The organism is Ideonella azotifigens (assembly GCF_021043325.1).
Lineage (GTDB): Bacteria > Pseudomonadota > Gammaproteobacteria > Burkholderiales > Burkholderiaceae_C > Ideonella > Ideonella azotifigens.
Genome location: NZ_JAJNKD010000002.1, coordinates 731,631 through 755,414 on the forward strand (window position 1 = coordinate 731,631; position 23,784 = coordinate 755,414).

General features: G+C 69.1%; 24 protein-coding genes and 1 pseudogene. 18 read left to right on the forward strand and 7 right to left on the reverse strand.

The genetic code is table 11. The annotated features are described in order from the left end of the window. Positions 1-68: 68 nt before the first annotated feature. The 5 genes from LRH25_RS07975 to LRH25_RS07995 all read left to right on the forward strand — a co-directional run bounded on the left by LRH25_RS07975 (position 69) and on the right by LRH25_RS07995 (position 3,372). The gene (locus LRH25_RS07975) at positions 69-1,142 is read left to right on the forward strand and encodes a bile acid:sodium symporter family protein (protein ID WP_231010648.1); all 1,074 of its coding nucleotides are present in this window, start codon (positions 69-71) and stop codon (positions 1,140-1,142) included. A 245-nt stretch (positions 1,143-1,387) separates the two neighbouring features. After that, positions 1,388-2,077: a DUF1294 domain-containing protein gene (locus tag LRH25_RS07980; RefSeq protein ID WP_231010650.1), complete on the forward strand. Its 690-nt coding sequence runs from the start codon at positions 1,388-1,390 to the stop codon at positions 2,075-2,077. Positions 2,078-2,132: 55 nt separating this feature from the next. Continuing rightward, on the forward strand, positions 2,133-2,504 hold the full coding sequence (locus tag LRH25_RS07985; protein WP_141292074.1) for a VOC family protein: 372 nt from the start codon (positions 2,133-2,135) through the stop codon (positions 2,502-2,504). Next, entirely contained in the window at positions 2,501-2,644 is a 144-nt protein-coding gene (locus LRH25_RS07990) for a hypothetical protein (protein WP_170201210.1), read from the forward strand. The genes LRH25_RS07985 and LRH25_RS07990 overlap by 4 nt, the downstream gene beginning before the upstream one ends. Then, a complete protein-coding gene (locus LRH25_RS07995) occupies positions 2,641-3,372 on the forward strand; it encodes an alpha/beta hydrolase (RefSeq protein WP_231010652.1) in 732 nt (243 codons plus the stop codon). The genes LRH25_RS07990 and LRH25_RS07995 overlap by 4 nt, the downstream gene beginning before the upstream one ends. An 18-nt stretch (positions 3,373-3,390) precedes the next feature. Here the strand turns inward: LRH25_RS07995 and LRH25_RS08000 are convergent, their stop codons facing one another. The 3 genes from LRH25_RS08000 to LRH25_RS08010 form a co-directional block, all read right to left on the reverse strand. Then, positions 3,391-4,452 carry an alpha/beta hydrolase family protein gene (locus LRH25_RS08000; protein WP_231010661.1) on the reverse strand — a complete coding sequence of 354 codons (1,062 nt, stop codon included), beginning with the start codon at positions 4,450-4,452 and terminating at the stop codon, positions 3,391-3,393. Positions 4,453-4,579: 127 nt separating this feature from the next. Beyond that, positions 4,580-5,662: a helix-turn-helix domain-containing protein gene (locus LRH25_RS08005; RefSeq protein WP_231010683.1), complete on the reverse strand. Its 1,083-nt coding sequence runs from the start codon at positions 5,660-5,662 to the stop codon at positions 4,580-4,582. A gap of 31 nt (positions 5,663-5,693) precedes the next feature. Further along, a complete protein-coding gene (locus LRH25_RS08010; RefSeq protein WP_141291232.1) occupies positions 5,694-6,152 on the reverse strand; it encodes a thioredoxin family protein in 459 nt (152 codons plus the stop codon). Between the two features lie 128 nt (positions 6,153-6,280). Here LRH25_RS08010 and LRH25_RS08015 point away from each other — a divergent pair, with 128 nt between their 5' ends. Then, on the forward strand, positions 6,281-6,718 hold the full coding sequence (locus tag LRH25_RS08015) for a hypothetical protein (RefSeq protein ID WP_141291230.1): 438 nt from the start codon (positions 6,281-6,283) through the stop codon (positions 6,716-6,718). Between the two features lie 26 nt (positions 6,719-6,744). Here the strand turns inward: LRH25_RS08015 and LRH25_RS08020 are convergent, their stop codons facing one another. Both LRH25_RS08020 and LRH25_RS08025 read right to left on the reverse strand, forming a co-directional pair. Then, positions 6,745-8,208, reverse strand: coding sequence for a patatin-like phospholipase family protein (locus LRH25_RS08020; RefSeq protein ID WP_231010692.1), 1,464 nt, complete (start codon positions 8,206-8,208; stop codon positions 6,745-6,747). A gap of 11 nt (positions 8,209-8,219) precedes the next feature. Then, complete coding sequence (locus LRH25_RS08025) at positions 8,220-9,536, reverse strand: leucine-rich repeat-containing protein kinase family protein (protein WP_231010694.1); 1,317 nt, start codon at positions 9,534-9,536, stop codon at positions 8,220-8,222. A 209-nt stretch (positions 9,537-9,745) separates the two neighbouring features. Here LRH25_RS08025 and LRH25_RS08030 point away from each other — a divergent pair, with 209 nt between their 5' ends. From LRH25_RS08030 to LRH25_RS08050, 5 genes are read left to right on the forward strand one after another with little or no spacing between them, the layout of a single operon-like run. Next, on the forward strand, positions 9,746-11,650 hold the full coding sequence (locus LRH25_RS08030) for a TonB-dependent receptor plug domain-containing protein (RefSeq protein WP_170201079.1): 1,905 nt from the start codon (positions 9,746-9,748) through the stop codon (positions 11,648-11,650). After that, positions 11,650-12,171, forward strand: coding sequence for a YfiR family protein (locus LRH25_RS08035; protein WP_141290442.1), 522 nt, complete (start codon positions 11,650-11,652; stop codon positions 12,169-12,171). The genes LRH25_RS08030 and LRH25_RS08035 overlap by 1 nt, the downstream gene beginning before the upstream one ends. After that, on the forward strand, positions 12,168-13,598 hold the full coding sequence (locus LRH25_RS08040) for a sensor domain-containing diguanylate cyclase (protein WP_231010703.1): 1,431 nt from the start codon (positions 12,168-12,170) through the stop codon (positions 13,596-13,598). The genes LRH25_RS08035 and LRH25_RS08040 overlap by 4 nt, the downstream gene beginning before the upstream one ends. 49 nt (positions 13,599-13,647) lie before the next feature. Continuing rightward, positions 13,648-13,827: a hypothetical protein gene (locus LRH25_RS08045; protein WP_141289385.1), complete on the forward strand. Its 180-nt coding sequence runs from the start codon at positions 13,648-13,650 to the stop codon at positions 13,825-13,827. After that, entirely contained in the window at positions 13,824-15,230 is a 1,407-nt protein-coding gene (locus LRH25_RS08050; protein ID WP_170200972.1) for an FG-GAP-like repeat-containing protein, read from the forward strand. The genes LRH25_RS08045 and LRH25_RS08050 overlap by 4 nt, the downstream gene beginning before the upstream one ends. 43 nt (positions 15,231-15,273) lie before the next feature. Here LRH25_RS08050 and glpK read toward each other — a convergent pair whose 3' ends face one another. Together glpK and LRH25_RS08060 are read right to left on the reverse strand one after the other, a co-directional pair. Then, positions 15,274-16,785: a glycerol kinase GlpK gene (gene glpK / locus LRH25_RS08055; protein WP_141289387.1), complete on the reverse strand. Its 1,512-nt coding sequence runs from the start codon at positions 16,783-16,785 to the stop codon at positions 15,274-15,276. Positions 16,786-16,846: 61 nt separating this feature from the next. Beyond that, on the reverse strand, positions 16,847-17,614 hold the full coding sequence (locus LRH25_RS08060; RefSeq protein WP_141289388.1) for a DeoR/GlpR family DNA-binding transcription regulator: 768 nt from the start codon (positions 17,612-17,614) through the stop codon (positions 16,847-16,849). Between the two features lie 167 nt (positions 17,615-17,781). Here LRH25_RS08060 and glpD point away from each other — a divergent pair, with 167 nt between their 5' ends. The 7 genes and pseudogenes from glpD to LRH25_RS08095 form a co-directional block, all read left to right on the forward strand. Next, on the forward strand, positions 17,782-19,398 hold the full coding sequence (gene glpD / locus LRH25_RS08065) for a glycerol-3-phosphate dehydrogenase (protein ID WP_231010778.1): 1,617 nt from the start codon (positions 17,782-17,784) through the stop codon (positions 19,396-19,398). After that, the gene (locus LRH25_RS08070; RefSeq protein ID WP_141289545.1) at positions 19,389-20,465 is read left to right on the forward strand and encodes an ABC transporter ATP-binding protein; all 1,077 of its coding nucleotides are present in this window, start codon (positions 19,389-19,391) and stop codon (positions 20,463-20,465) included. The genes glpD and LRH25_RS08070 overlap by 10 nt, the downstream gene beginning before the upstream one ends. A gap of 1 nt (position 20,466) precedes the next feature. After that, entirely contained in the window at positions 20,467-21,537 is a 1,071-nt protein-coding gene (locus tag LRH25_RS08075; RefSeq protein WP_141289544.1) for an ABC transporter ATP-binding protein, read from the forward strand. Further along, the gene (locus LRH25_RS08080; RefSeq protein ID WP_141289543.1) at positions 21,534-22,427 is read left to right on the forward strand and encodes a carbohydrate ABC transporter permease; all 894 of its coding nucleotides are present in this window, start codon (positions 21,534-21,536) and stop codon (positions 22,425-22,427) included. The genes LRH25_RS08075 and LRH25_RS08080 overlap by 4 nt, the downstream gene beginning before the upstream one ends. Further along, positions 22,420-23,232, forward strand: a complete 813-nt coding sequence (locus tag LRH25_RS08085) for a carbohydrate ABC transporter permease (RefSeq protein ID WP_141289542.1) — start codon at positions 22,420-22,422, stop codon at positions 23,230-23,232. Before LRH25_RS08080 ends, LRH25_RS08085 begins: the two co-directional genes overlap by 8 nt. Position 23,233: 1 nt before the next feature. Beyond that, a complete protein-coding gene (locus tag LRH25_RS08090; RefSeq protein ID WP_141289541.1) occupies positions 23,234-23,542 on the forward strand; it encodes a DUF2160 domain-containing protein in 309 nt (102 codons plus the stop codon). Positions 23,543-23,590: 48 nt separating this feature from the next. After that, positions 23,591-23,784, forward strand: a pseudogene (locus LRH25_RS08095) (carbohydrate ABC transporter substrate-binding protein); the annotation flags it as partial.

The window sequence follows — 23,784 nt, forward strand, 5'->3', positions numbered from 1 at the left end:
AGGAGCGGCAGTTGCCCGTGCCTTTGGCGCCTAGCCTAACCGGTCTCGCAGACCGACTGTTCCACCGCATGACCGCTTCCCGCCCGCTTCCCCGCCGCCCTCGTTTCGCCGCCCAGCGCGGCAAGGTCGATGGCTTCATGCTCGGCATGCTGGCCGCCGTGCTGCTGGCTTCGGCCTGGCCGGACCTGGGCCGCAGCGGCGGGCTCGTGCATGCCGACCAGCTGGGCAACATCGGCATCTTCGTGATCTTCTTCCTGCACGGCACCGGCCTGTCCAGCGAGAGCCTGCTGCATGGCGCCTCGCGCTGGCGGCTGCACCTGCTGGTGCAGCTGTGCACCTTCGCGCTGTTCCCGCTGTGGTGGCTGCTGCTGAAGACGCTGCTAGGCAGCATGGTGCCGCCCGAGCTGGTGCTGGGCTTTTTCTACCTTGCGGTGCTGCCGTCCACCGTGTCCTCGTCGGTGGCGATGACCGCGCTGGCGCGCGGCAACGTGGCCGCGGCGGTGCTGAACGCCAGCTTGTCCACCTTGATCGGCGCGGTGCTCACGCCGCTGCTGGCCAGCCTGGTGTTCACCGGTGCCAACGGGCAGGGCATGGCGCTCGGCCACACGATGCTGAAGATCGCCCAGATGCTGCTGCTGCCGTTTGCGCTGGGCCAGATCGCGCGGCTGTTCGCCGCGGCCTTCTTCAAGAAGATCAAACCCATCACCACGCTGGTGGACCGCGGCGTGATCCTGCTCTTGGTCTGGTGCTCGTTCAGCGACTCGGTTGCCGATGGCCTGTGGCGCAACCACGGCTGGGGCCTGCTGGCGATGACGCTGGTCGGCGCCGCGCTGTTCCTGTTCCCCATGCTGTGGTTCACCCGGCGCGTGGCCCGGGCCATGGGCTTTCCGGTGGCGGACGAAATCGTCGCCGTCTTCTGCGGCTCGAAGAAGACGCTGGCCTCCGGCGTGCCCATGGCCCGCCTGCTGTTCGCCGGCAGCCCCGCGCTGGGCATCGTCGTGCTGCCCATCATGGCCTACCACCAGCTGCAGCTCTTCGTCTGCTCGTGGCTGGCCCGGCGTTATGCGGCGCGGCCGCAGCCCAGCGAACTGCCCAGCGAGCTGGCCGCCGAGACCCAGCCCGGGGCGGCGCAGCCGGGCTGACCCGGCCCGGTGCCGCCACCGCCTCGCCGGGGAGGCGGCAAAACTCGGCGCTGCCGGGTGCGACATCCTCAAGCTTGAGGAGATGCGATGCGCTTCGCAGCAACAATCGGCCCGCAATCGCCTTGCAGGCCAGCGCGCCGCTGGCAGGATGGCGATGGGCGAGGCAACTCGCGGCCCCCGGTGGCCCGCAGCAGCTTGCTGCGCCCAGGCCAGTTTGTGCGGTTGTTGTTTGTCCGGAAGGTGCCGTGTCGCAGTTGGGTCACATCGAGCACTGGGAAACCGAGGGCGGCTACGGCTTCGTCCTGGCCGAGCAGACGCGCTATTTCTTCCACATCACCGACTTCGAGCCGGCCACGCCCGGTGCGGTGCCGGCCATCGGCCAGGCGGTGTGTTTCGAGCTCTCACACGACAGCGGCCCCGGACGGCGCGCAGTGCTGGTGCGGCCGGTGGCCGGTGCCACGTGGCGCTCGCCCTCGCGCCGTCCGCGCTGGGGTGACGCGCCGCTCACCGCTGCCGACGAAGTCAGCCGCGCCTGGTCCAACGCGCCGCCCGCCGGCCGCCGCGTCAGGCCGCATGCAGGGCGTGCCGCGCCGGCCAGCATGCTGCTGCTGGCGTTCACCGTGGTCTGGCTGCTGCTGCTGGCCCGCGGCATTTCCGAGGGCCGGCTGCCCGGCGCCACCTGGCCGGCGCTGGCCGCGCTGAACCTGCTGACCTTCCTGGTCTACGCCTGGGACAAGCAGGCCGCGCGCAAGGGCCGCTGGCGCATCCCGGAGAAGCTGCTGCACACGCTGGCCTTGCTGGGCGGCTGGCCTGCCGGCTGGGCGGCCCGCCTGCTGCTGCACCACAAGACGCTGAAGCCCGGTTTCCGCGAGGCCTACTGGGGCACGGTGCTGCTGCATTGCGGCACGGTCGCCGTGATGGTCTTGCACGGCTGAAGCGCCGCTGCGACCATCGGCCTGCCCCGGCGTTCGGTGGCGAAGGAGTGTTGCGATGCAGCTCGGTGCGTTTTCGATCAGCCTGGCCGTCAAGGACCTGGTGGCCTCGCGGGCCTTTTACGAAGCCCTGGGCTTTCGCGAGTTCGGCGGCAACGCCGGCCAGGGCTGGCTGATCCTGAAGAACGGCGAGCACCTCGTCGGCCTGTTCCAGGGCATGTTCGAGAAGAACATGCTGACTTTCAACCCCGGCTGGGACCAGCACGCCAAGCCGCTGGCCGAGTTCACCGATGTGCGCGAACTGCAGCGCCAGCTGAAGGCCCAAGGCATCACGCTGGCCACCGAGGCCGACGAAACCACCGTCGGCCCGGCCAGCTTTGTCGCCATCGACCCGGACGGCAATCCGGTGCTGGTGGACCAGCACCGATGAAACTGCGCCGCCTGATCCTCAGCCTGGCGACCAGCGTGGTGCTGGTGACATTGACCTGCCTGGGCGCCGGCGAGGCCTTGAGCCGTCCCGCTTCGCGACTGATCGGCGAGGCACCACCGGACCTGCAGGCGCGGCTGTGACCTTGCCGCTGGCCGGTGGCGGGCAGGTGGTGGGCTGGGCGGTGCAGGGGCAGACCGGACACGGCACGGTGCTGCTGCTGCACGGCGTGCGTTCGGACCGGCGGCAGATGATGGAGCGGGCGCGGCTGTTGCGCCGCGAAGGCTATTCGACGCTGCTGATCGACCTGCCGGCGCATGGCGAGAGCAGCGGTGAGCGCATCTCGTTTGGCCTGCGCGAGGCCGAAGGCGTGAAAGCCGCGCTGGCCTGGTTGCGGCGCGCGCGGCCGGGCGAGCCGGTGGGCGTGATCGGTGTGTCATTGGGCGCGGCCTCGCTGGTGCTGGCCCATGCCGAGCCCGCGCCCGACGCGGTGGTGCTGGAGTCCATGTACCCGACGATTGCCGATGCGGTGACCGACCGGCTGGCGCGCCAGCTCGGCGCCACCTCGGCCCAGGCGTTGGCGCCGATGCTGCTGTGGCAGTTGCCGCTGCGGCTGGGCATCAGCGCCGACGAGCTGCGCCCGGTCGAGGCCATTCGTTCGCTGCACTCGCCGGTGTTGATCGCCGCGGGCACGCAGGACCTGCACACCACGCTGGCCGAGAGCCGCCGCATCTTCGACGCCGCGCCCGAACCGAAGCGCTTCTGGCCGGTCGAAGGCGCAGCGCATGTGGACCTCTATGTCCACGCGCCCAAGGCCTACGAGGCCCAGCTGCTGCCCTTCCTGGCGCAGTACATGGCGCCGCGCAGCTGAACCCACGCTTGTCCGCTGTCATTTCAGCAACCATTGCTGGAACCAGCCGACGATCTGCTGGTCGACCGCGCGCATCTGCCCGCGGTCGAAGCCCGGCGGGTCGTTCAGCAGCGAGCCTTCCAGGCCGGTGAGCCCAGGCGGCAATGGCGAGAGCAGCGAGCCGTGGCCGGCGCCGGGCGGGTTGGCCAGGTGCACGCAGGCACCGGCACAGGCCTGCAGCACGCGGTCGCTGTGGAAGCGCGGATGCAGCCATTGGTCGCCCGGCGCGGTGACCAGCGCCAGCGGCACCACCGGGTGCGCCAGCGTGGCCATGTCGAAATCGGCCGCAGCCGGCACGCCTGCGACGATGGCGGCGATGCGCGGATCGGTGTGGCCGTACCAGGCGGTGTCGCTGCCGAAGTACCGGCGCAGCACGGCCTGGGCCACCCAGCGCTTCAGGCCGTCCAGCCAGTTGCCGTGCAGCGAGGTGATCAGGCCGACGCAGGACTGGAAGTCCTGGTCCAGGTGGGCGGCGCACTGGCGCTGGAACTCGGCCGGTGACCAGTGGCCGCCGGCCAGCGTGAGCGCGGTGTGGCCGCCGGCGGACATGCCGTAGACGCCGACCCGGTCGACCTGCAGCAACGGGCCGAAGCGTGCATCGGCCGCCACGGCGTCGATCGCGCGGGACACCTCCTGCGGCCGCCGCTTCCAGCTTTCGGGCCCGGCGTCACGGGTGTCGCCGAAGTGGTCGCCGCGATGTTCGGGCAGGGCCACCACGAAGCCGGCCTGCACCAGCGCTCGCGCCAGGTCCGAATGCACCACCGGCGAGCCGCCGGAGCCGTGCGAGATCACCACCAGCCGGCCGTTGCCGGGCTGCGGCGGCGCGTCCGGCGCCAGCGCCAGCGTGAACGCGCCCAGCTGGACCGGCCGCTCCGGCGCGGCACTCGGGTAGTAGAGCGTGACCGGCCCGTCTTCTCCTCGCGGCGGCAACTCGGTCATGCCGACGGCCGCGTGGGCCCCGCAGGCGGCCAGCAGGCCGAACACCAGGGCACCGGCGGCCTTGTGCCAGCCGGACTTCTTCTTCGCAAGGTCAATGTGCATCGTGAACCCTTTTCGGCGGCCCCCAGGCCACCAGGGCTTGCACGATGCGGTGTTCGGTTGCGGGCGTCTCGCCGCGAGTTGGAATGCCCATCCGGCGGCAGCTTTCGGCTGGCCGGAAGCTGCGATTTCAGGTTTCGGCCAGTCGCTGGCGGCGGAATTCGCTGGGCGTGAGGCCTTGTGCCGCCTTGAAGGCCCGATTGAACGGGCCGATGGACTGGAAACCCGCGGCCATCGCGATGTGCAGCACCGACTGCTCGCGGCAGGCCGGGTCGGCCAGCGCCTGGCTGGCCGCCCGCAGCCGCCAGCTGTTGACGAAGGCCGTGAAGTGCCTGTGGCCGAGTTGGCCGTGGATGGCGCGGCGCAACCGGTATTCGGGCACCGCCAGGCGTGCGGCCAGCGCCGCGATGGTCAGGCCTTCGTCGCGCATCAGTTGTTGCAGCCGCTCGGCCAGTTGCAGGTCGGCTGCGTCGGTTTGCGGGGAAGGCTCGGCGGCCAGCGGCGCGTCAACCGGCGCCGCCGCGGGTGCTTCGGCCACCACCGGGAGCGCTGCGGCCAGGCCAGCACCGCCGCGCAGCATCAGGCCGATCAGCAGCGCCAGGCCCGCGAGGTCGACCAGCGCCGCGGCAGTCGAGAGCCGTCCGTCGTCGCCAGCCAGCCGCAGCGCCAGCTGGGCGGCGGTGTACAGCACGCCGCCGGCCACCACCAGCAGGCGCAGGCGCCGGCGCGGTTCGACCAGGTCGCCCCGCCAGTGCGCCAGCGTGGCCTGCAGCGCAGCCAGTGCAAAACCCAGCGGCATCAGGCGCAGGACGACATGGGCCACCTGCTCTGCGGCGCTGGCACCCGGCCGGGCCAGCCAGCTGCAGTTCAGCGCCGCGAGCAGCACGACGGCCAGCCAGGCCAGCAGGTGCCGCGGCCCGAGCCGCGCGTCGTCGTCGAACAGCGCCTGCGCAAAGGCCCAGAACAGCACGCTGTTGGCCGTGGCCACCGCAATGCAGGGCACCTGCGACAGCAGCGGCACCCGGGCCTCGAAGCTGGGCGCGGAGCTGACGAGCTGCACCACCAGCCCGGCCGCGAGCCAGCCGCCGGTGGTGGCCAGCGCACTGCCGCGGCGGGCTCGCCACAAGCGGCCAGCCAGCACGGCCAGCAGCGCGATCAAACCGCCGCGCCAGGCGGCGTCCAGCAAGGCGGCGAGCAGGTCGGCATCGGACATCAAAGGAAGCGCAGCCCGGCCCGGGAGGCGTTCACTGGTGTTTGGCGTGGGCCGAGAAGAAGTCGTAGATGCCGGTTTCGCTCATGTGACGCGCATCGGCCAGTTCGCCGCCGCGGGTGGCGTAGATCAGCTGGTTGTCCGGCGACAGCACCACAGCGGCCGGGATGCCCTTCTTGATCGGGTTGCCGTAGCTGTTGGCCAGGTCCAGGTTGCGGTTGAAGTTGCCCACGTCCACCTTCACCACTTTGAAGGACTTGGCCATCAGCTCGGCGTTCTTGCCGCTCTTCAGCGCCGCGTCCAGCGCCCGGCAGTCTTCGCACCAGTTGGCGCCAAAGATCACCAGCACCGGCAGCTTGGACTGCCCCGCCTGCGCCAGCGCGTCGCGCAGCTCGGCCTTGGCATCCGCGGTTTCGTTGTAGGGCAGCGTCGCGGCCAGTGCCGCGGTGGTGGCAAGGGTGGCCAGCAGAGCCAGAAGGGGTCGCCTGAGCATCGGGATCTCCAAAGCGTGAAGGAACAGGGCCGCGCTGGATGGGCGCGGTGGCATCGGCAGGAATGTACCGAAACCCCGGCGCCCCGAAAGCACCTCAAAATCCGGTCCTTCCCATCCGCTGCCTTTCCATGCTCACCGACCTCATCGCCGCCAAACCCCAGGAAGCCGAAGCCATCCTGAACACCCAGGGCCACGCCAACGTCTGGCCCACGCTGGAAAGCCACAGCCTGGACAGCCTCAAGCTCGCCACGCTGGCGTTCATCCTGCAGGGCAAGCCGATGGACGCGCAGGCCGTGGCGGCGTTTGCCGAATCCTTCCAGCGCCTCGTGGATGGTGGCGAAGACGGCCCCTGGATCGCGCTGGTCCCGGAAACCCTGGTGGACGACCTGGCCCATCTCAGCGACGAGCAGGTCGACACGGTGGCCCTGGCCTGGGCCCGGACGGAGCAAGCGCAGCTGGATCGCTGGGACACGCAGGACGTGACCGTTTACCTGCGGGAACTCTCGGCGTTCGCCGCCTCGGCCCACGCCCAGCATCAGTCGCTGCTGCTCTGGGCCTGCCTCTGAGGTTTGGGGGCGCTGCGCCTGACCCGCTACCGCCGGGCCTCGCTGCCGATGTCCTTCAGCAGGCGCTGCAATTCAGGCGACTGCCGGAACAGCGTGTGACCTGCCTCCAGCACCTGATCCACCGCGGCGGGTGGCAGGCTCAGCGCGGTGGGCAGGGTGCGCAGGCTCAGCGAGTTGGACAGGCCGGCCAGTGGTGAGCTGCCGACGGATTCGCCGCTGGCGGCTTCCAGGGCTTCGAGGCTGACTTCGATCAGGTAGGTCTTCAGCGGTGGCGGCGCGTTCGGGTCGGCGTTCGGGCCGGCGGCTTCCTGGGGCCAGCGGGCGACGGCTTCGCGCAGCAGTTCCAGCGAGTCGTTGGAATGGCGGCCCAGCGGGATGTCGGCCACGGCCTGGGTGACGCGCAGCACCGAGGGCACGAGCTCGGACTGATCGGCCTCCAGGCCGGCGTGGCCTTCGGCATTGACGACGATGCAGACCAGCCAGCGCACGCCGAGGATGCCGGCCTGCGCCATCACGGCGCGCAGCCCGCCGGCAGCCATCGTGGCTTCCAGCATGGCGCGGATCGCGAGGTTGTCGGCCAGGCCGCCGTCCAGCAGGTGGATGTAGGGCCTGGCCTTGCCGTCCTGGTAGCTGGTGGCCTGCTGGTAGTACTGGGCGCGGCGGCGTTCGCCGAACAGGCCGTAGAGGTCCAGCTGCGGCGGCTGCGGGCAGTGGCCGGCGTAGTTGCGCAGCGTGATGGGCGACAGCGCGATCGGCACTGCCGACGACGCGGCGACCGCGGTGGCCAGCTTCACGCTGCCCAGGTCCGAGCACATCAGGTCGAACTGCTCCTGCTTGAATTCGAAGCGTGCGCCCAGCGACATGTCGGTCGCATTCAGCGTGACCCAGGGTCGCTGCCCGCGGGCCAGCACGTCGGCATAGGTGGCGCCGTGGAAGACCTCGCGGTCCATGAACTCGGCGAACAGGTCGCCGCGGCCATAGGTGGGCGAGAACAGCCAGCCCCATTGCGCGGGGGCCAGCAGTTCGTGCACGAAGTCGCCCTGCAGGTCGCGCCGCAGCACCTGCTGCTCGAAGGCCGGGAACATCGCGTCGCCATGCTGGGCCAGGTAGGCGGCCGGCCAGCTGCCGCCGGAGACGGCGCTGATGACGTCCAGCTCGTCGAACAGGCTGCGCGGGCCGCGGCCGTCGCCGAGGTCGATGGGCACCTGGCGCATCGCGTCCAGCACCGCGTAGGCCAGCGTGGCCGCGCGGGCGCCGCCACCGGAAAAGGATGCGACCACCAGCAGCTCGTTGCTGTTGCGCCCGCTGGCCGGCACGTTGCTGAGTCGGTAGCCGCCTTCGGCAGTCTCGGCCGCGGCCTTGGCCGGCAGCGGCTGGTTGTAGACCGGCCGGGTGGCCGAACAGCCGGCCAGCCCCGCCATGCCGAGGACCAGCGCCAGCGCAAGACAGCGGCGGCGAACGAACCGGGCGGTGGCGAACAAGGCGGGCATCAGCGCCAAGCCTAGCCGACCGCGCGGTCGCCCGCCATCACCCGGATGGCCTGCAGCATCGTCGGCCGTTCTCGGGGCGACAGCGCCAGGCAGGCATCGCGCAGCGCGGGCAGCGGCGAGCTGGTGGGCAGCGCCGAAGTGAGCGCCAGCAGCTCGTCCAGCAACACGCCGAAGGCCCGCACTTCGAGCGACTGCAGCGCGACGGCCAGCGGTGCGTCGCCTGCCGGCAGGCGGGTTGCGGCGCCGAAGTCGCCCAGGCGCACGCTGCTGCCCTGGCCCGGCAGCCAGTGCAGGTTGTGCGCATACAGGTCGCCGTGCAGCAGGCCGCGCGCATGCAGCTGGCCGACCGCCCGGGCCACGCCCAGCGCCAGCGCGTGCGCGTCATCTGCCGTCAATTTCAGGCTGGGCGGGTACACATCCCGCGTGCAGCTGGCCAGGCTGGGCGGGCCGGCCAGCACCTGGTGACCCGCTGCGAGCAGCGGCATCAGCAGGCCCAGCGTGCCCAGCGGGTGGCCTTGCAGCCGCGCCAGCACGCCGACCAGGTTCGCATGGTCGCCGGCCGCCAGCGTGGCTGCCATCTCGTGTTCGGGCAGGCCGTCGCTGGTGACTTCGCCCTTGAACAGCTTCAGCGCCACGTCGACCGGCTGGCCCTGGGCAGGCGACCAGCGGGCACGGTGGATCAGGCCCGAAGCGCCTTCGCCCAGCAGTTCGCCGACCGCGAGCTCGGCCCATTCGGCCACCGGCAGCGGTGCTGGCGCAGCCTGTTGCCAACCCAGCTGGTGGCCGGCCAGCGCCAGCCAGCTCAGGCGTGGCAGCTCGGTCAGCCAGCCGGGCAGCGCCTGCAGCGGGTTGGCGGCCAGGCGCAGCAGCTCCAGTGTCGCGTGGCCGGCAAAGCTGTCTGGCAGGCGGCTCAGCCGGTTGCCGGCCAGCATCAGCTTCTGCAGCGGGCGGCGGCCGAGCTCGTCGGGCAACTCGGCGAGTGCGTTGTCGGTCAGCGTGAGCCAGCGCAGCCGCGGCGGCAGCGCTTGCGCCGGCAGCTCGGCAATGCGGTTGGCCTTGAAGCCGACCTGCAGCAGGCCCTCGCAGCGGCCCACGGCTTCGGGCACGCGGGTGAAGCGGTTGCCCGAGGCGAACAGCACCTGCAGCCGGTGCAGGCGGTGCAGGTCGGGTGGCAGGTCGCTGAGCTGGTTGTCGCTGAGGTCCAGCACCTCCAGCGTGTCGGCCAGGTCGAACAGCTCGCGCGGAAACTCGGCCAGCCCGCCGCGCAGGTTGATCCGGCGCTGGCCGGCCAGCGCGCCGCTGCGCAGGGAGTCGAGGGTGTGGTGCATGGGGCAGGCAAACAAGCAAGACAGGCGAGGCAAAGCGTGCCTCGGCGTCCCAAAGCGTGAATTTGGCAGGAACCTGAGGGATTGTCCCAGCGCAGGCCGGCCCGCCGCGGTGCCCGGCTCAAGAAGTGCCGCCGCGGGACGAAATGAAGCTGTGCCCCGCTTGGTTGCCCGAACCCGGGGATTGGCCCTTGCCTGCCTGCGTGCTGTCCATGTTGTTTCGAAAATCCTGTCGGTGCGCCTGGGGCGCAGGTCTGCTGAGCCTGGCGCTGCTGGGCGCAGCCCGCGCCGATGACCTGACCGAGCTGCCGCTGGAGCAACTGATGAACACCGAGGTGCTGAGCGCCGCGCGCTTCGCCCGCCAGGTGACCGACGCGGCCTCCGCCGTCTCGCTGCTGACGGCGCAGGACATCCAGGCGCTGGGCCTGCGCACGCTGGGCGAGGTGCTGGACCAGATGCGCGGCCTGCAGGTGAGCGCCGACACCAGCTACCTCTACCTCGGGGCCCGCGGTTTCGGCGGCCCGGGCGCCTACGCCGGCCGGGTGCTGATGCTGGTCGACGGCGTACCGGCCAGCGACAACCTGTTCGACCAGATCTTCCTCGGCCATGACGCGCTGATCGACGTGGCGATGATCGACCGCATCGAATACGCGCCTGGCGCCGGCTCCGCCATGTACGGCAACAACGCCTTCCTGGGCGTGATCAACATCGTGACCCGCCGCGGCCGCGACCTGAACGGGCTGGAAGCGGCCGTGTCGGGCGGCCGCAATGGCGACGGCAAGCTGCGCCTGAGCTGGGGCCAGCGGGCCGACAACGGCGCCGAATGGCTGGCCTCGCTGACGCTGCATGCCAACGATGGCACGCCCAGCTCCGACCTGGGCAAGATCCCCTACGAGGACAGCGATGCCGAAGCCTGGCAGCTGCTGCTCAAGGGCCAGTGGCAGGCGTTCAGCCTGCAGCTGCTGAGCTCGGCCCGTACCGTGCGCTCGCAATACCCCAGCGTGCCGGCCACCACCAGCCAGCAGGACGGCGGCCATGTGGTCTCGCTGGGCCATGACCACAGCTTCGACGACGGCGCGCTGGCCGGCTGGCGCAGCTCCGTGCGGGCGCAGCTGGGTGGTCAGCGCTACAACTACGACGTGGACCTGCAGGGCTACCACGGCAGCATCCGTGCCGAAGGCGCCTGGTGGAGCCTGGACACCCAGGCCAGCTACGAGGGCTGGCAGCGCCAGCGGGTGGTGCTGGGCCTGCGCCTGCGCGAGGACCCGAAACTGCACTACGACCAGGTCGACTCCGGCTACCCGGACGAGAACCTGGCCATGCACCGGCGCAGCCTGGGACTTTCGGTGGAAGACGAGCTGCGTCTGAGCGAGCAGCTCGTTGCCACGCTGGGCCTGCGCGCCGACCGCCGCACCAACGTCGACTGGACCTACAGCCCACGCGCCGCGATGGTCTGGACGCCGCTGCCGGATTGGCAGTTCAAGGGCTCACTGGGCCGCGCCACGCGTTTTGCCTCGGCCGCGGAGGAGTCCTTCGGCCTGTCGCCGCAGGACCATGGCGAGCACGTGCTGCACCGCGAACTGGCCACCGAGTACCGGCACGACACGCTGCGCTGGCTGGCCACGGTGTACGACTACCGCGTCAGCGAAATGATCTGGCCCGACCAGGACATCACGGCGCTGCGCGGTCACGGCCTGGAGCTGGAGGCCGAGTGGCAATGGCAGGGCCTGCGCCTGCGTGCCAGCCAGGCCTTCCAGCGCAGCCACAACAACCTCGGCAACGAACTGGCCTATTCGCCGCATCACATCAGCAAGCTGCAGCTGTCCGTGCCGCTGGATGGCGAGCGCTGGCGCCTGAGCGCTGCCGTGCGCCGCACCAGCAGCTACCTGCCCACGTGGGACGGCTACACGCCCAAGGACCTGGTGCCGGTGCCGTCCAGCACCCGCGTTGACCTGACGCTGCAGGCGCTCAAGCTGATCGGCCCGCTGGACCTGACCATCGGCCTGCGCAATGCCGGCAACACGCCCGAGCACGGGCTGGACCCGTACATGGGCACTCCAGCCGAAATGGGCCGCAAGGTGCGCTATGGCTGGATCGAACTGCGGGGGCATTTCTGATGCGAACCCTGCTGCGCCATGGCCTGGCGGTGCTGCTGTTCGCCAGCACCGCCGCATACGCCCAGGTCGACGAGCGCGCGATGAAGGCGGCCTACCTCTACAACTTCATCCAGTTCGCCCAGTGGCCGGTGCCGCCGGACGAGCCCTTTCGCCTGTGCGTGCTGGGCCGCACGCCGATGGACGAGCCGCTGGCCAGGCTGGAAGGCAAGCGCGTGCTCAATGACGTGCACATCAAGGTCGTGCACGTGAGCCTGCAGGACCCGCTGGCGCCCTGCCACGCCCTCTACCTCGACGACAGCCAACGCAAGCTGGCGCCTGAGCTGCTGGCCAGGCTGGACAGCGCGCCCATCCTCACCATCACCGACGGCGACGGCCTGGCCGACCAGGGCCTGATGATCGAGATCCAGAAGCGCGACCTGAAGCTGGGCTTCGAAGTGAACCTGGCGATGGCCAGGAAGGTCCGCATCAGCTTCAACGCCCGCATGCTGAAGATGGCCAACTACGTGGCGGGCGCCAAGTGAAAAACCTGCGCCCGCGCCGCAGCCCCGTCGCCCCGCAGGATGCGGCGCCCATGGACCCGGCCGCCGCCCCGCTGCCACCTGCGCCGGACGCCGCGCATCCCCCCATCCGCCGGCTGATCGCCACCTTCGGCCTGTGGCTGACCGGCGCACTGCTGGCCGGCTTCACGCTGGTGATGACGCTGCACGAGCTCAACAACCGCCACCACGAATTGAAGGACAGCCTGCGCACGGTGGCCGGCATCATCGCCACCAACAGCGAAGCCGCCGTGATGTTCGCCAGCGACCGCGAGGCCAACGACATCCTGGCCTCGCTGCGTGCTTCGCCCGACGTGCTGCAGGCCCGGCTCTTCACGCCCGACGGCCTGACCCTGGGCGCCTACAACCGCGACACGCCCGAGCAGCGCCCCGACACCTGCCACACGCTGCAGCCCGACGGCCAGGGCTGGCTCACGCGCTGGTGCGGCGTGGCGTTCTACCTGCCGGTGCAGCGCCACGGCGAGCGGGTCGGCACGCTGGCGCTGGAAGCCGAGCTGCGGCCGATGTACCTGGCCCTGGCGCGCAGTGTGGGCTTCAGCATGCTGGTGGCGCTGCTGGCCTTCGGCCTGTCGGTGCTGCTGTGGCGCCGCGTGGCGGCGCGCATCGCAGACCCGTTGGCCGAGCTGGTGGACGCGGCATTGCACGTCTGGCGCCATGAGGACTTCGAGCGCCGCGCCAGTGCGGCCGGCGCCGCCGAAGTGGTGGCCCTGTCCAGCGCCTTCAACCGCATGATGGAGCAGCTGCAGCAGCGCGACGTGCGCCTGCACCACGAGCTCGGCCAGCGCCGCCAGGCCGAGGCCAGGCTCAACGACCTGGCCTACTTCGACAACGTGACCGGGCTGCACAACCGCCACTACTTCATGGAGCGCATCAGCCAGGCCCTGGCCCGCGCCGGGACACAGGACAGCGGCAGCGCGCTGATCTACATCGACCTGGACGGTTTCAAGCGCGTCAACGACACGCTTGGCCATGACCAGGGCGACGCGCTGCTGCGCATGGTCGGCGAGCGGCTGCAGCAGACGCTGCGCGGCAGCGACGTGATCTGCCGCCTGGGCGGTGACGAGTTTGCGGTGATTCTGGAGCAGACCGGCAGCCGCGCGCAGCTGGAAGTCGTCGCCGGCCTGCTGGTCGACGTGCTCTCGCAGCCCTATGCGCTGGCCGGCGGCGTGGACCATGTCTCGGCCAGCCTCGGCGTCTGCACCTTTCCTGAACAAGCCAGCGAACGCGAGCCGCTGCTGCGCCGCGCCGACCAGGCCATGTACCAGGCCAAGCAAGCCGGAAAGCGGCGCTATCACTTCTACGCCCCCAAAGATGACGCTGCGCGCTCCGACGAACCCGCGAGCCAGCCCAAGCCGCCGCGGTCGGCACCCCGGCAAATGCTGGACTGCTGACCTGGGAGGAGGCACCACCGGGCCCTGCGCAAGCGCCGGGCCCGTCAACATGCAAACGCTGGGCTTGAGCGTGGCGGCCGAGCGTCCGTACCGGCAGTTGCTGCGCACACCGGCCCGCCGCTTGGCGAAGTTCCGTCATGTCAGAACTTCGACAAGCACCGCCGCCATGAATCCTCTTCTAATGGGCCTGACTCACAACGGTCACATGAACAAGAAGGAATGGCAATGAAGCAAGCAGCAAATCGCGTCGCCCGGGGGCGGCATCTGGCGGTGGGGGCCGCACTGGCGCTGGGCCTGGCAGGCGCGGCCATCGCAGCCAAGAAGCCGAACTGGGTCGCCCAGGGCACCGAGGCCAACGAGCAGTTCGGCGTGGCACTGAACGCCGAGGCCGACCTCAACGGCGACGGCTACCTGGACCTGATCGTGGGAAGCCCCGGTGGCACGGACTACAAGGGCGCTGTGGACGTGTTCTACGGCACCAAGAAGGGCCTGTCCACGACGGCTGGTTTCCACTACAGCATCGACATGGCCTGGGCCCAGGTGGGCTTCAGCCCGGTGGTGGCGGACGTGAACGGCGACGGCTACCCTGACCTGGTGGTCGGCGCGGACAGCTACTCCGGCGCGAAGCAATACACCGGCGCGGTGATGGTGTTCCTCGGCTCGGCCAAGGGCTTGCCGGCCCAGCCCTCGCAAATCATCGAGGGCGAGTCCACCAACGACTTCTTCGGCTTTGTCATCCGCAGCCTGGGCGACTTCAACGGTGACGGCTATGCCGACCTGATGGTCTCTGCCATTGGCAAGAACGACGGCCTGGGCAGGATCTACGTCTACAAGGGCAGCGCCACCGGTCTGTCCACCGCGCCCGTCTCCGTCATTGACGGCCAGGCCCCGCAGCTGTATTTCGGCCGCGCGGTGACCGTTGGTGATGCCAACGGCGACGGCATCCTGGACATCATAGATGGCCAGTCACCCGTGCAGACAGCAGGCGTGCCCGGCATGGTGAGGGTCTACAACGGCAGCAAGCAGGGCTATGCCAGCACCGCTGCGCAAACCGTGTACTCCGACGGCGCCGACAACTACGACTATTTCGGCGACACGGTGGCCTTCCTGGGCGATACGGACGGTGACGGTTACCCGGATCTGGCCGTGGGCGCCCCCAAGCGCTACAAGGACGAGACTCACCTGGGCTCGGTCACGGTGTTCTACGGCTCGGCCAACGGTTGGTCGACCCAGGGGCGCACGCAGGAGTTGTACGCCCAGAACTTCCCCTACTTCGGCGCCAACATCGTCGGCGGCAAGGACCTGAACGGCGACGGCCGGCAGGACCTGGTGGTGGGCAGCTCGTTCTACGGCCTGCCCAACGACCCCAGCGCCGCCTTCCCGGGCAAGGTCGCCGTGTTCTATGGCGGCAAGAAGGGCTTCCCCAAGACGCCGGCCTACAAGATCTCCGGCGCCGACGGCAGCCGCGACGGGCTGGGCCTGGGCGTGGCCGTGGCCGACTTCAACCGGGACGGTGTGATGGACCTGGTGCTGAGTTCTTCGATCTACTCCGGCACCCTGTCCTACCAGGGCCAGGTGCTGGTGTACCGCAACGGTGGCCAAAAGCCGCCGGAGTCGGCGGCGGCCGACTGAGGAACACCTCGGGCGCAACAGCACCCGAGGCGTACTGGGCGGCTCAGGCGGCCACTGCCTGCCGCACCGCCCGTTCCCAGCGCGTCATCAACTCCTCCGCCCGTTCGCGCGGCAAGGTGGGGTGGAAGACGCGTTCGGCTTTCCACTGCGAAGACAACTCGTCCAGCGTGCGCCAGACGCCGCAGGACAGGCCGGCGAGGTAGGCAGCACCCAGCGCGGTCGTTTCGATGACCTGCGGGCGCAGCACCGGGATGCCCAGCAGGTCGGCTTGGAACTGCATCAAGAGGTCGTTGACGCAAGCGCCGCCGTCCACGCGCAGTTCGGTCACCGGGTGGCCGCCCGCAGCAACCGCGTCCCTGCTCATGGCTTGCAGCAGCGCCGCACTCTGGAAGGCAATGCTCTCCAGCGCGGCGCGGGCGATGTGGGCCACCGTGCTGCCGCGCGTGAGGCCGACGATGGCGCCGCGGGCTTCGGCGTTCCAGTAGGGCGCGCCCAGGCCGGTGAAGGCGGGCACGAACATCACGCCGCCGGCGTCCGGCACGCTTTCGGCGAGGCCTTGCACCTCGGAGCTGGCTGAGATGGCCTGGAGGCCGTCGCGCAGCCATTGCACCACCGCGCCACCGATGAACACGCTGCCTTCGAGCGCGAACTCGGGCACCCACGCCGCTGAAGCGTCGACACGCGCTTGCGCGGCCGAGGTGGTGATCAAGCCGTTGCCGCTGACCTGGAAACGCGCGCCGGTGTGCATCAGCATGAAGCAGCCGGTGCCGTAGGTGTTCTTGGCCATGCCGGCCTTGAAGCAGGCCTGGCCAAAGAGGGCACTTTGCTGGTCACCGGCCATGCCACCGACCGGCAGCGAGGCGCCGAGCAGCGCCGCGTCCGTCTCGCCGAACAGGTGGCTGCTGGGGTGGACTTCGGGCAGCAGGCTGGCGGGGATCTTCAGCAGGTCAAGCAGGCTTTCGTCCCAGCGGTTCTCGCGCACGTTGAACAGCATGGTGCGGGCGGCATTGCTCACATCGGTCGCATGCACGCGGCCACCGGTGAGCTGCCACAGCAGCCAGCTGTCCACGGTGCCGAAAGCCAGCTCGCCGCGCTCGGCGGCGGCGCGTGCGCCGGCCACGTTGTCCAGGATCCAGCGGATCTTGGTGCCGGAGAAGTACGCGTCGATGATCAGCCCTGTCGCCGCCTGCACGGCCTGCGCGTGGCCCTGCTCGCGCAGCTCGGCGCACAGCGGCTCGGCGCGGCGGTCCTGCCAGACGATGGCGTTGTAGACGGGCTGGCCGGTGCGGCGGTTCCAGACCAGCGTGGTCTCGCGCTGGTTGGTGATGCCGATGGCCTTCATGTCGGCCGACTGCAGCCGCGCCTTGGCCAGCGCCTCGCGCGCTGTGGCCAGCTGGCTCTGCCAGAGCTCCAGCGGGTCGTGCTCGACCCAGCCGGGCTGCGGGAAGTGCTGCGTGAACTCGCGCTGCGCCTGCGCGACGATGCGGCCGCTGTCGTCGAAGACGATGCTGCGCGAACTTGAGGTACCTTGATCCAGGGCGAGGATGAAACTCATTTTTTCTTGTCTCCTTTGACGACGGCTTGAGTCGGTCGTCACTTCGCATTGCACGCCAACCTTAACCCGGCGCCACTTCGCATTGCACGCCGGCCTCGGCCAGCAGCGCGGGGAAGGGCGCGGGCGGCTCGGCGTCGGTGAACAGCCGGTCGAGCTGGGCGAAGCGCGCCAGTTCGACCATGGCCGGGCGGTTGAACTTGCTGTGGTCGGCCGCCATCCAGACCTCGCGCGACTGCTCCATGATGACCCGCGAGACCTTGACCTCGCGGTAGTCGAAGTCGCGCAGCGAGCCATCCGGCTCGATGCCCGAGATGCCGATCAGCCCGATGTCCACGCGGAACTGGCGGATGAAGTCCAGCGTGGCTTCGCCGACGATGCCGCGGTCGCGGTGTCGCACCAGCCCGCCCGCGACGATGACCTCACAGTCAGGGTTGTCGGCCAGGATGCTGGCCACGTTCAAGTTGTTGGTGATGACGCGCAAGCCCTGGTGCTTGAGCAGCGCACGGGCCACGGCCTCGGTCGTGGTGCCGAGGTTGATCAGCAGCGAGCAGCCGTTGGGCACCTGGGCCGCGATGGCGCGGGCAATGCGCTGCTTGCCGTCCGCATGCAGGGCCTCGCGCTGGCGGTAGGCGATGTTCTCGGTGGTGGAGCCAGGCAGGCGCACGCCGCCATGGAAGCGCGCCAGCAGCCCGGCCTCGGCCAGCAGCTTCACGTCCCGCCGCACGGTCTGCAGCGTCACGCCAAAGCGCTCGGCCAGCGCCTCGACCGACACGCTGCCGCGCGCCTTCACCTCGGACAGCAGCTCGGATTGGCGGGGGTTGGGCGTCATGCGGAAGATTGTCGGCGGCGGCGTGGAGCCTGAAGCAGGCGTTCGGGGCGCAGCGTAATCGAACCCAAACGAAAACAAACCAACGAAACCTCTCTTGCAAACGAACATCGAATTCGGTTAAAACGAAAAAGGACGAACAAAACGAACCGAGGAGACAAAGCTTGCCCATTGCCCCGCCCGCATCGCCAGGCCACAGCGCCAGCACTTCGCAGAGCTGCGACGTGCTGGTCGTTGGCGGCGGCATCAATGGCTGCGGCATTGCACGCGATCTGGCTGGCCGCGGCTGGCGGGTGCTGCTGGCCGAGCAGGACGACCTGGCCGCGCACACTTCGTCGGCCTCGACCAAGCTGATCCACGGCGGGCTGCGCTACCTCGAATACCGCGAATTCGCGCTGGTGAGGAAGGCGCTGCAGGAGCGCGAGGTGTTGCTGAAAAGCGCGCCGCACATCATGTGGCCGCTGCGCTTCGTGATGCCGCACGACCCCAAGGCCAACTTCCTGCGCCCGGTGTGGATGATCCGCCTGGGTCTGTTCCTGTACGACCACCTGGCCAAGCGCGAAGTGCTGCCCGGCTCGCGCGGCGTGGACCTGCGCCAGCACCCGACCGGCGCACCGCTGCAGCCCGGCTTCACGCGTGGCTTCATCTATTCCGACGGCTGGGTGGACGATGCGCGCCTGGTGGTGCTGAACGCGCTAGACGCGCAGGCCCGCGGCGCGCAGGTCCTCACCCGCACCCGCGTCGTTGCAGCGAAGCGCAGCGCCGATGGCTGGCTCGCCACGCTGCGCGGGCCGGACGGCACCGAGCGCCAAGTGCAGGCGCGCGCGCTGGTCAATGCCGCCGGCCCGTGGGCCGAACGCTTCCTGCGCGACACCGCCACGCCCGCCGCCGGCGAGGCGCTGGCCACCAAGCACCTGCGGCTGGTCAAGGGCAGCCACATCGTCGTGCCGCGCTGCTTCGAGCACGACCATGCCTACATCTTCCAGAACCCCGACAAGCGCATCATCTTCGCCATCCCCTACGAGCGCGACTTCACGCTGATCGGCACCACCGACCAGGAACTGCACGGCGATCCACGCGGGGCCAAGATCGCCCCCGACGAGATCGCCTACCTGTGCGAGCAGGCCAGCCGCTACTTCACGCGGCCGGTGCGGCCAGAGGAAGTCGTGTGGACCTACTCCGGCGTGCGGCCGCTGCTGGACGATGCGGCGGGCGATCCGTCTGCCGTCACGCGCGATTACCTGCTGGAAACGCAGACCGGCGCGGCGCCGCTGCTTTCAGTCTGGGGCGGCAAGATCACCACCTTCCGCAAGCTTGCCGAAGAGGCGGCGGACGAGGTCGGCGACATGCTGGGCGAGCGCCGCAAGCCGTGGACCGAAGGTGCCTTTTTGCCCGGCGGCGACCTGCGCGAATGGATAGGCCCACCGCAGCGGCCGGACACCGATTTCGAGCGCCTGGTGCAGACCATCGGCCAGCGCCACCCGTGGTTGCCACGTGAGCTGACGCGCCGGCTGGCGCGCGCCTACGGCAGCCGCATCGGCCTGGTGCTGGGCAAGGCCGAGTCGCTGGCCGAGCTGGGTGCCGAGGTGGCGCCTGGCCTGCATGAGGCCGAGCTGCGCTACCTGGCCGAGCACGAATGGGCCCGCAGCGCCGACGACGTGCTGTGGCGCCGCAGCAAGCTCGGCCTGCACCTGAACGAAGACGCACGCCAACGCGTGCTGGACTGGATGACGAAGTACATGAACGAACAGCCGCAAGCCAGCAGCGCGGGGGTCACATGCAGCTGACGCTGGACAAGATCAGCCAGCGGGTCGGCCCGCAGACCTGGCTTTACGAAATGAGCATCGCGCCCAAGCCCGGCGCGGTCACCGTGCTGCTGGGCGCGACGCAAGCCGGCAAGACCACGCTGATGCGGCTGATGGCCGGGCTGGACAAGCCCACCACCGGCCGCGTGCGGGTGGACGGCGCCGACGTGACCGGCAAACCGGTGCGCGAGCGCGACGTGGCCATGGTCTACCAGCAGTTCATCAACTACCCTTCGATGACGGTCTACGACAACATCGCCTCGCCGCTGAAATTGAGCGGCAAGCCGAAGGCAGAGATCGACCGCCGGGTGCGCGAGCTGGCCGCCAAGCTGCACATCGAGGTCTTCCTGGACCGCCTGCCCGCCGCGCTTTCCGGCGGCCAGCAGCAGCGCGTGGCACTGGCCCGCGCGCTGGCCAAAAACGCCCCGCTGATGCTGCTGGACGAGCCGCTGGTGAACCTGGACTACAAGCTGCGCGAAGAGCTGCGCGAAGAGCTGACGCAGCTGTTCGCCGCGGGCGATTCGACCGTGGTCTATGCCACCACCGAGCCGGCCGAAGCGCTGCTGCTGGGCGGCTACACCGCGGTGATGGACGCCGGCGAACTGCTGCAATACGGCCCCACCGCCGAGGTCTTCCACCGCCCCGCTTCGCTGCGCGTGGCAAGGGCCTTCTCCGACCCGCCGATGAACTTGCTAGAAGCCGTGCCGGCCGAAGGTGGCGTGCGCGTGGGTGGCAAGGAAGTCTGGCCGCTGACCTTGCCCACCGGCACTTCGAGCAGCTTCACGCTGGGCTTGCGTGCCAGCGCGGTGCGCGTCACCACACGCCCCGGCGACCTTGCGTTGCCGGGCCGCGTCGAACTCGCCGAGCTGTCCGGCTCGGACACCTTTGTGCACGTGCACACCGCCGTGGGCGAACTCGTCGCGCAGCTGACCGGCGTGCACGACTTCGAGCTGGGTGCCAACGTGACGCTGCACCTCTCGCCGGCACAGCTCTACTGGTTCGGTGCCGATGGCGCGCTGCTGCGGGCCCCCGCGGCCCGGGGGATCTGACATGGCCAAGATCGAACTCGACCTGGCGCACGCCTACCGGCCCAACCCCAAGCAGGACAGCGACTATGCGCTGCTGCCGCTGAAGATGACGTTTGACGACGGCGGCGCCTATGCGCTGCTGGGCCCCTCGGGCTGCGGCAAGACGACGATGCTGAACATCATGTCCGGCCTGCTGGTGCCTTCGCAGGGCACGGTGAAGTTCGACGGCCAGGACATGACACGGGCCACGCCGCAGCAGCGCAACATCGCCCAGGTCTTCCAGTTCCCGGTGATCTACGACACGATGACCGTGGCCGAGAACCTGGCCTTCCCGCTGAAGAACCGCAAGGTGCCGGCGGCGCAAATCCAGCAGCGCGTCGGCCAGATTGCCGAGATGCTGGAGATGAGCCACCAGTTGAACATGCGCGCCGCGGGCCTGAGCGCCGACCAGAAGCAGAAGATCTCGCTGGGCCGTGGCCTGGTGCGGCCGGACGTGTCGGCGGTGCTGTTCGATGAGCCGCTGACCGTGATCGACCCGCACCTGAAATGGCAGCTGCGCCGCAAGCTCAAGCAGATCCACCATGAGCTCAAGCTCACGCTGATCTACGTCACGCACGACCAGGTCGAGGCGCTGACCTTTGCGGACCAGGTGGTCGTGATGTCGCGCGGCATGGTGGTGCAGCTGGGCACGCCCGAGGCCTTGTTCGAGCGGCCGGCGCACACCTTCGTGGGCCACTTCATCGGCTCGCCGGGCATGAACTTCCTGCCGGCGCAGTCGCAAGGCACCCAGCTGCAGATTGCCGGCCAGTCGCTGGCAGCGCCGCGGCCCTTGCCGGCTGGCGCGCTGAAGCTTGGCATCCGGCCGGAGTACCTGGGGCTGGACGTGGTGGGTGCACCGGGCACGCTGCCCGCCAAGGTCAAACAGGTACAGGATATTGGGACGTATGTGCTGGTGACGATTGAAGCGGCCGGCCAGTCGCTGAAGGCGCGGCTGTCACCCGACGCCGTGCGGCCCGAGGTCGGCAACGCGCTGGGCATCCAAGTGGTGGGCGCACATACCTGCTTCTATCAAAACGAGGAGTTGGTGGCATGAGCGCGACCACAAAACCGGTGAACCAGAAGGCGTGGTTCCTGATCCTGCCGGTCTTCATCTGCGTGGCCTTCTCGGCCATCCTGCCGCTGATGACGGTGGTGAACTACTCGGTGCAGGACATCATCTCGCCCGAGCGGCGGGTGTTCGTCGGCACCGAATGGTTTGCCTCGGTGATGCGGGACGAGGACCTGCACGCCGCGCTGTGGAACCAGCTGCGCTTCTCGCTGGCTGTGCTGGCGGTGGAGCTGCCGCTGGGCATTGGCCTGGCGCTGGCGATGCCGGCGCAGGGCTGGAAGTCTTCGGCCACGCTGGTCATCGTCGCGTTGTCGCTGCTGATCCCTTGGAATGTCGTGGGCACCATCTGGCAGATCTTCGGCCGCGCCGACATCGGGCTGATGGGCTACGGCCTGGCGCAACTGGGCATCGACTACAACTACACCGGCAACGCCACGCACGCCTGGCTCACTGTCCTGCTGATGGACGTGTGGCACTGGACGCCGCTGGTCGCGCTGCTGGCCTTCGCCGGCCTGCGCAGCATCCCGGATGCGTATTACCAGGCCGCGCGCATCGACGGCGCCAGCAAGCTCGCGGTTTTCCGCTACATCCAGCTGCCGAAGATGCGCGGCGTCTTGATGATCGCGGTGCTGCTGCGTTTCATGGACAGCTTCATGATCTACACCGAGCCCTTTGTGCTCACCGGTGGCGGCCCCGGCAATGCCACCACCTTCCTCAGCCAGTACCTGACGCAGAAGGCGGTCGGCCAGTTCGACCTGGGCCCGGCGGCGGCGTTCTCGCTGATCTATTTCCTGATCATCCTGCTGTTCTGCTTCGTGCTCTACAACTGGATGCAGCGCGTGGGCCAGGCGCAAGAGGAGACCGGCCATGAATGAATCACGCTTCCAGAAGCGGACCTTGCTGCTGATCGCCTACCTGGTGTTTGCGCTGCTGCCCATCTACTGGATGGTCAACATGAGCTTCAAGACCAACCAGGAGATCCTGGCCAGCTTCAGCCTGTGGCCGCAGCACTTCACCTGGGACAACTACAAGCTGATCCTGACCGACGAGAGCTGGTACTCGGGCTACGTGAACAGCATGATTTACGTGGCGATGAACACCGCCATTTCGCTGACGGTGGCGCTGCCCGCCGCCTACGCCTTCAGCCGCTACAGCTTCTTGGGCGACAAGCATGTGTTCTTCTGGCTGCTGACCAACCGGATGACGCCGCCTGCGGTGTTCCTGCTGCCCTTCTTCCAGCTCTACACCACCGTGGGCCTGATGGACACGCACATCGCCGTGGCGCTGGCGCACCTGCTGTTCAACGTGCCGCTGGCGGTGTGGATCCTGGAAGGTTTCATGTCGGGCATTCCGCGCGAGATCGACGAGACCGCCTACATCGACGGCTACAGCTTCCCGCGCTTTTTCCTGACCATCTTCCTGCCGCTGATCAAGGCGGGGGTGGGCGTGGCCGCCTTCTTCTGCTTCATGTTCTCGTGGGTGGAACTGCTGCTGGCGCGCACGCTGACCAGCGTCAATGCCAAGCCCATCGTGGCGACGATGACGCGCACCGTGAGCGCCAGCGGCATGGACTGGGCGACGCTGGCCGCCGCAGGTGTGTTGACCATCGTGCCGGGCGCGATCGTGATCTGGTTCGTGCGCCACTACATCGCCAAAGGTTTTGCGATGGGGAGAGTTTGAGATGCTGGATTGGATGGTTTGGACGACACCCGTTGCGGTGTTTTTCTGCTGCATCGCGCTGATGCTGGTCGGCATGACGCTGTGGGAGATCAAGTCGCCCACGGTGATGCGCAAGGGCTTCCTGCCGATTGCCACCACGCGCGGCGACCGGCTGTTCATCGGGCTGCTGACGGCGGCCTACATCAACCTGGCGTTCGTGGGCAGCGCCGGCTGGTTGGCAGAGGTGCTGAAGCTCGGCAGCGAGCCCAGCGTGTGGATCAGCTTCGTGTTGTCGATGGGCGCGCTGGCGCTGATCATGCGGCGCGGCTGAAGAGTTTCGTGTGTGAGTGACCCGTTCTACAAGAGGAGACAAATGATGATGAGCAAGTTGCGCATTTCGACCCTGGCGCTCGCTGCGCTGGCCGCCCTGGGCAGCCATGGCGCCTGGGCAGGCGAGGCCGAGGCGAAGAAGTGGATCGATGGCGAATTCCAGCCTTCGACGCTGAACAAGGACCAGCAGCTGGCCGAGATGAAGTGGTTCATCGAGGCGGCTGCGAAGCTCAAGGCCAAGGG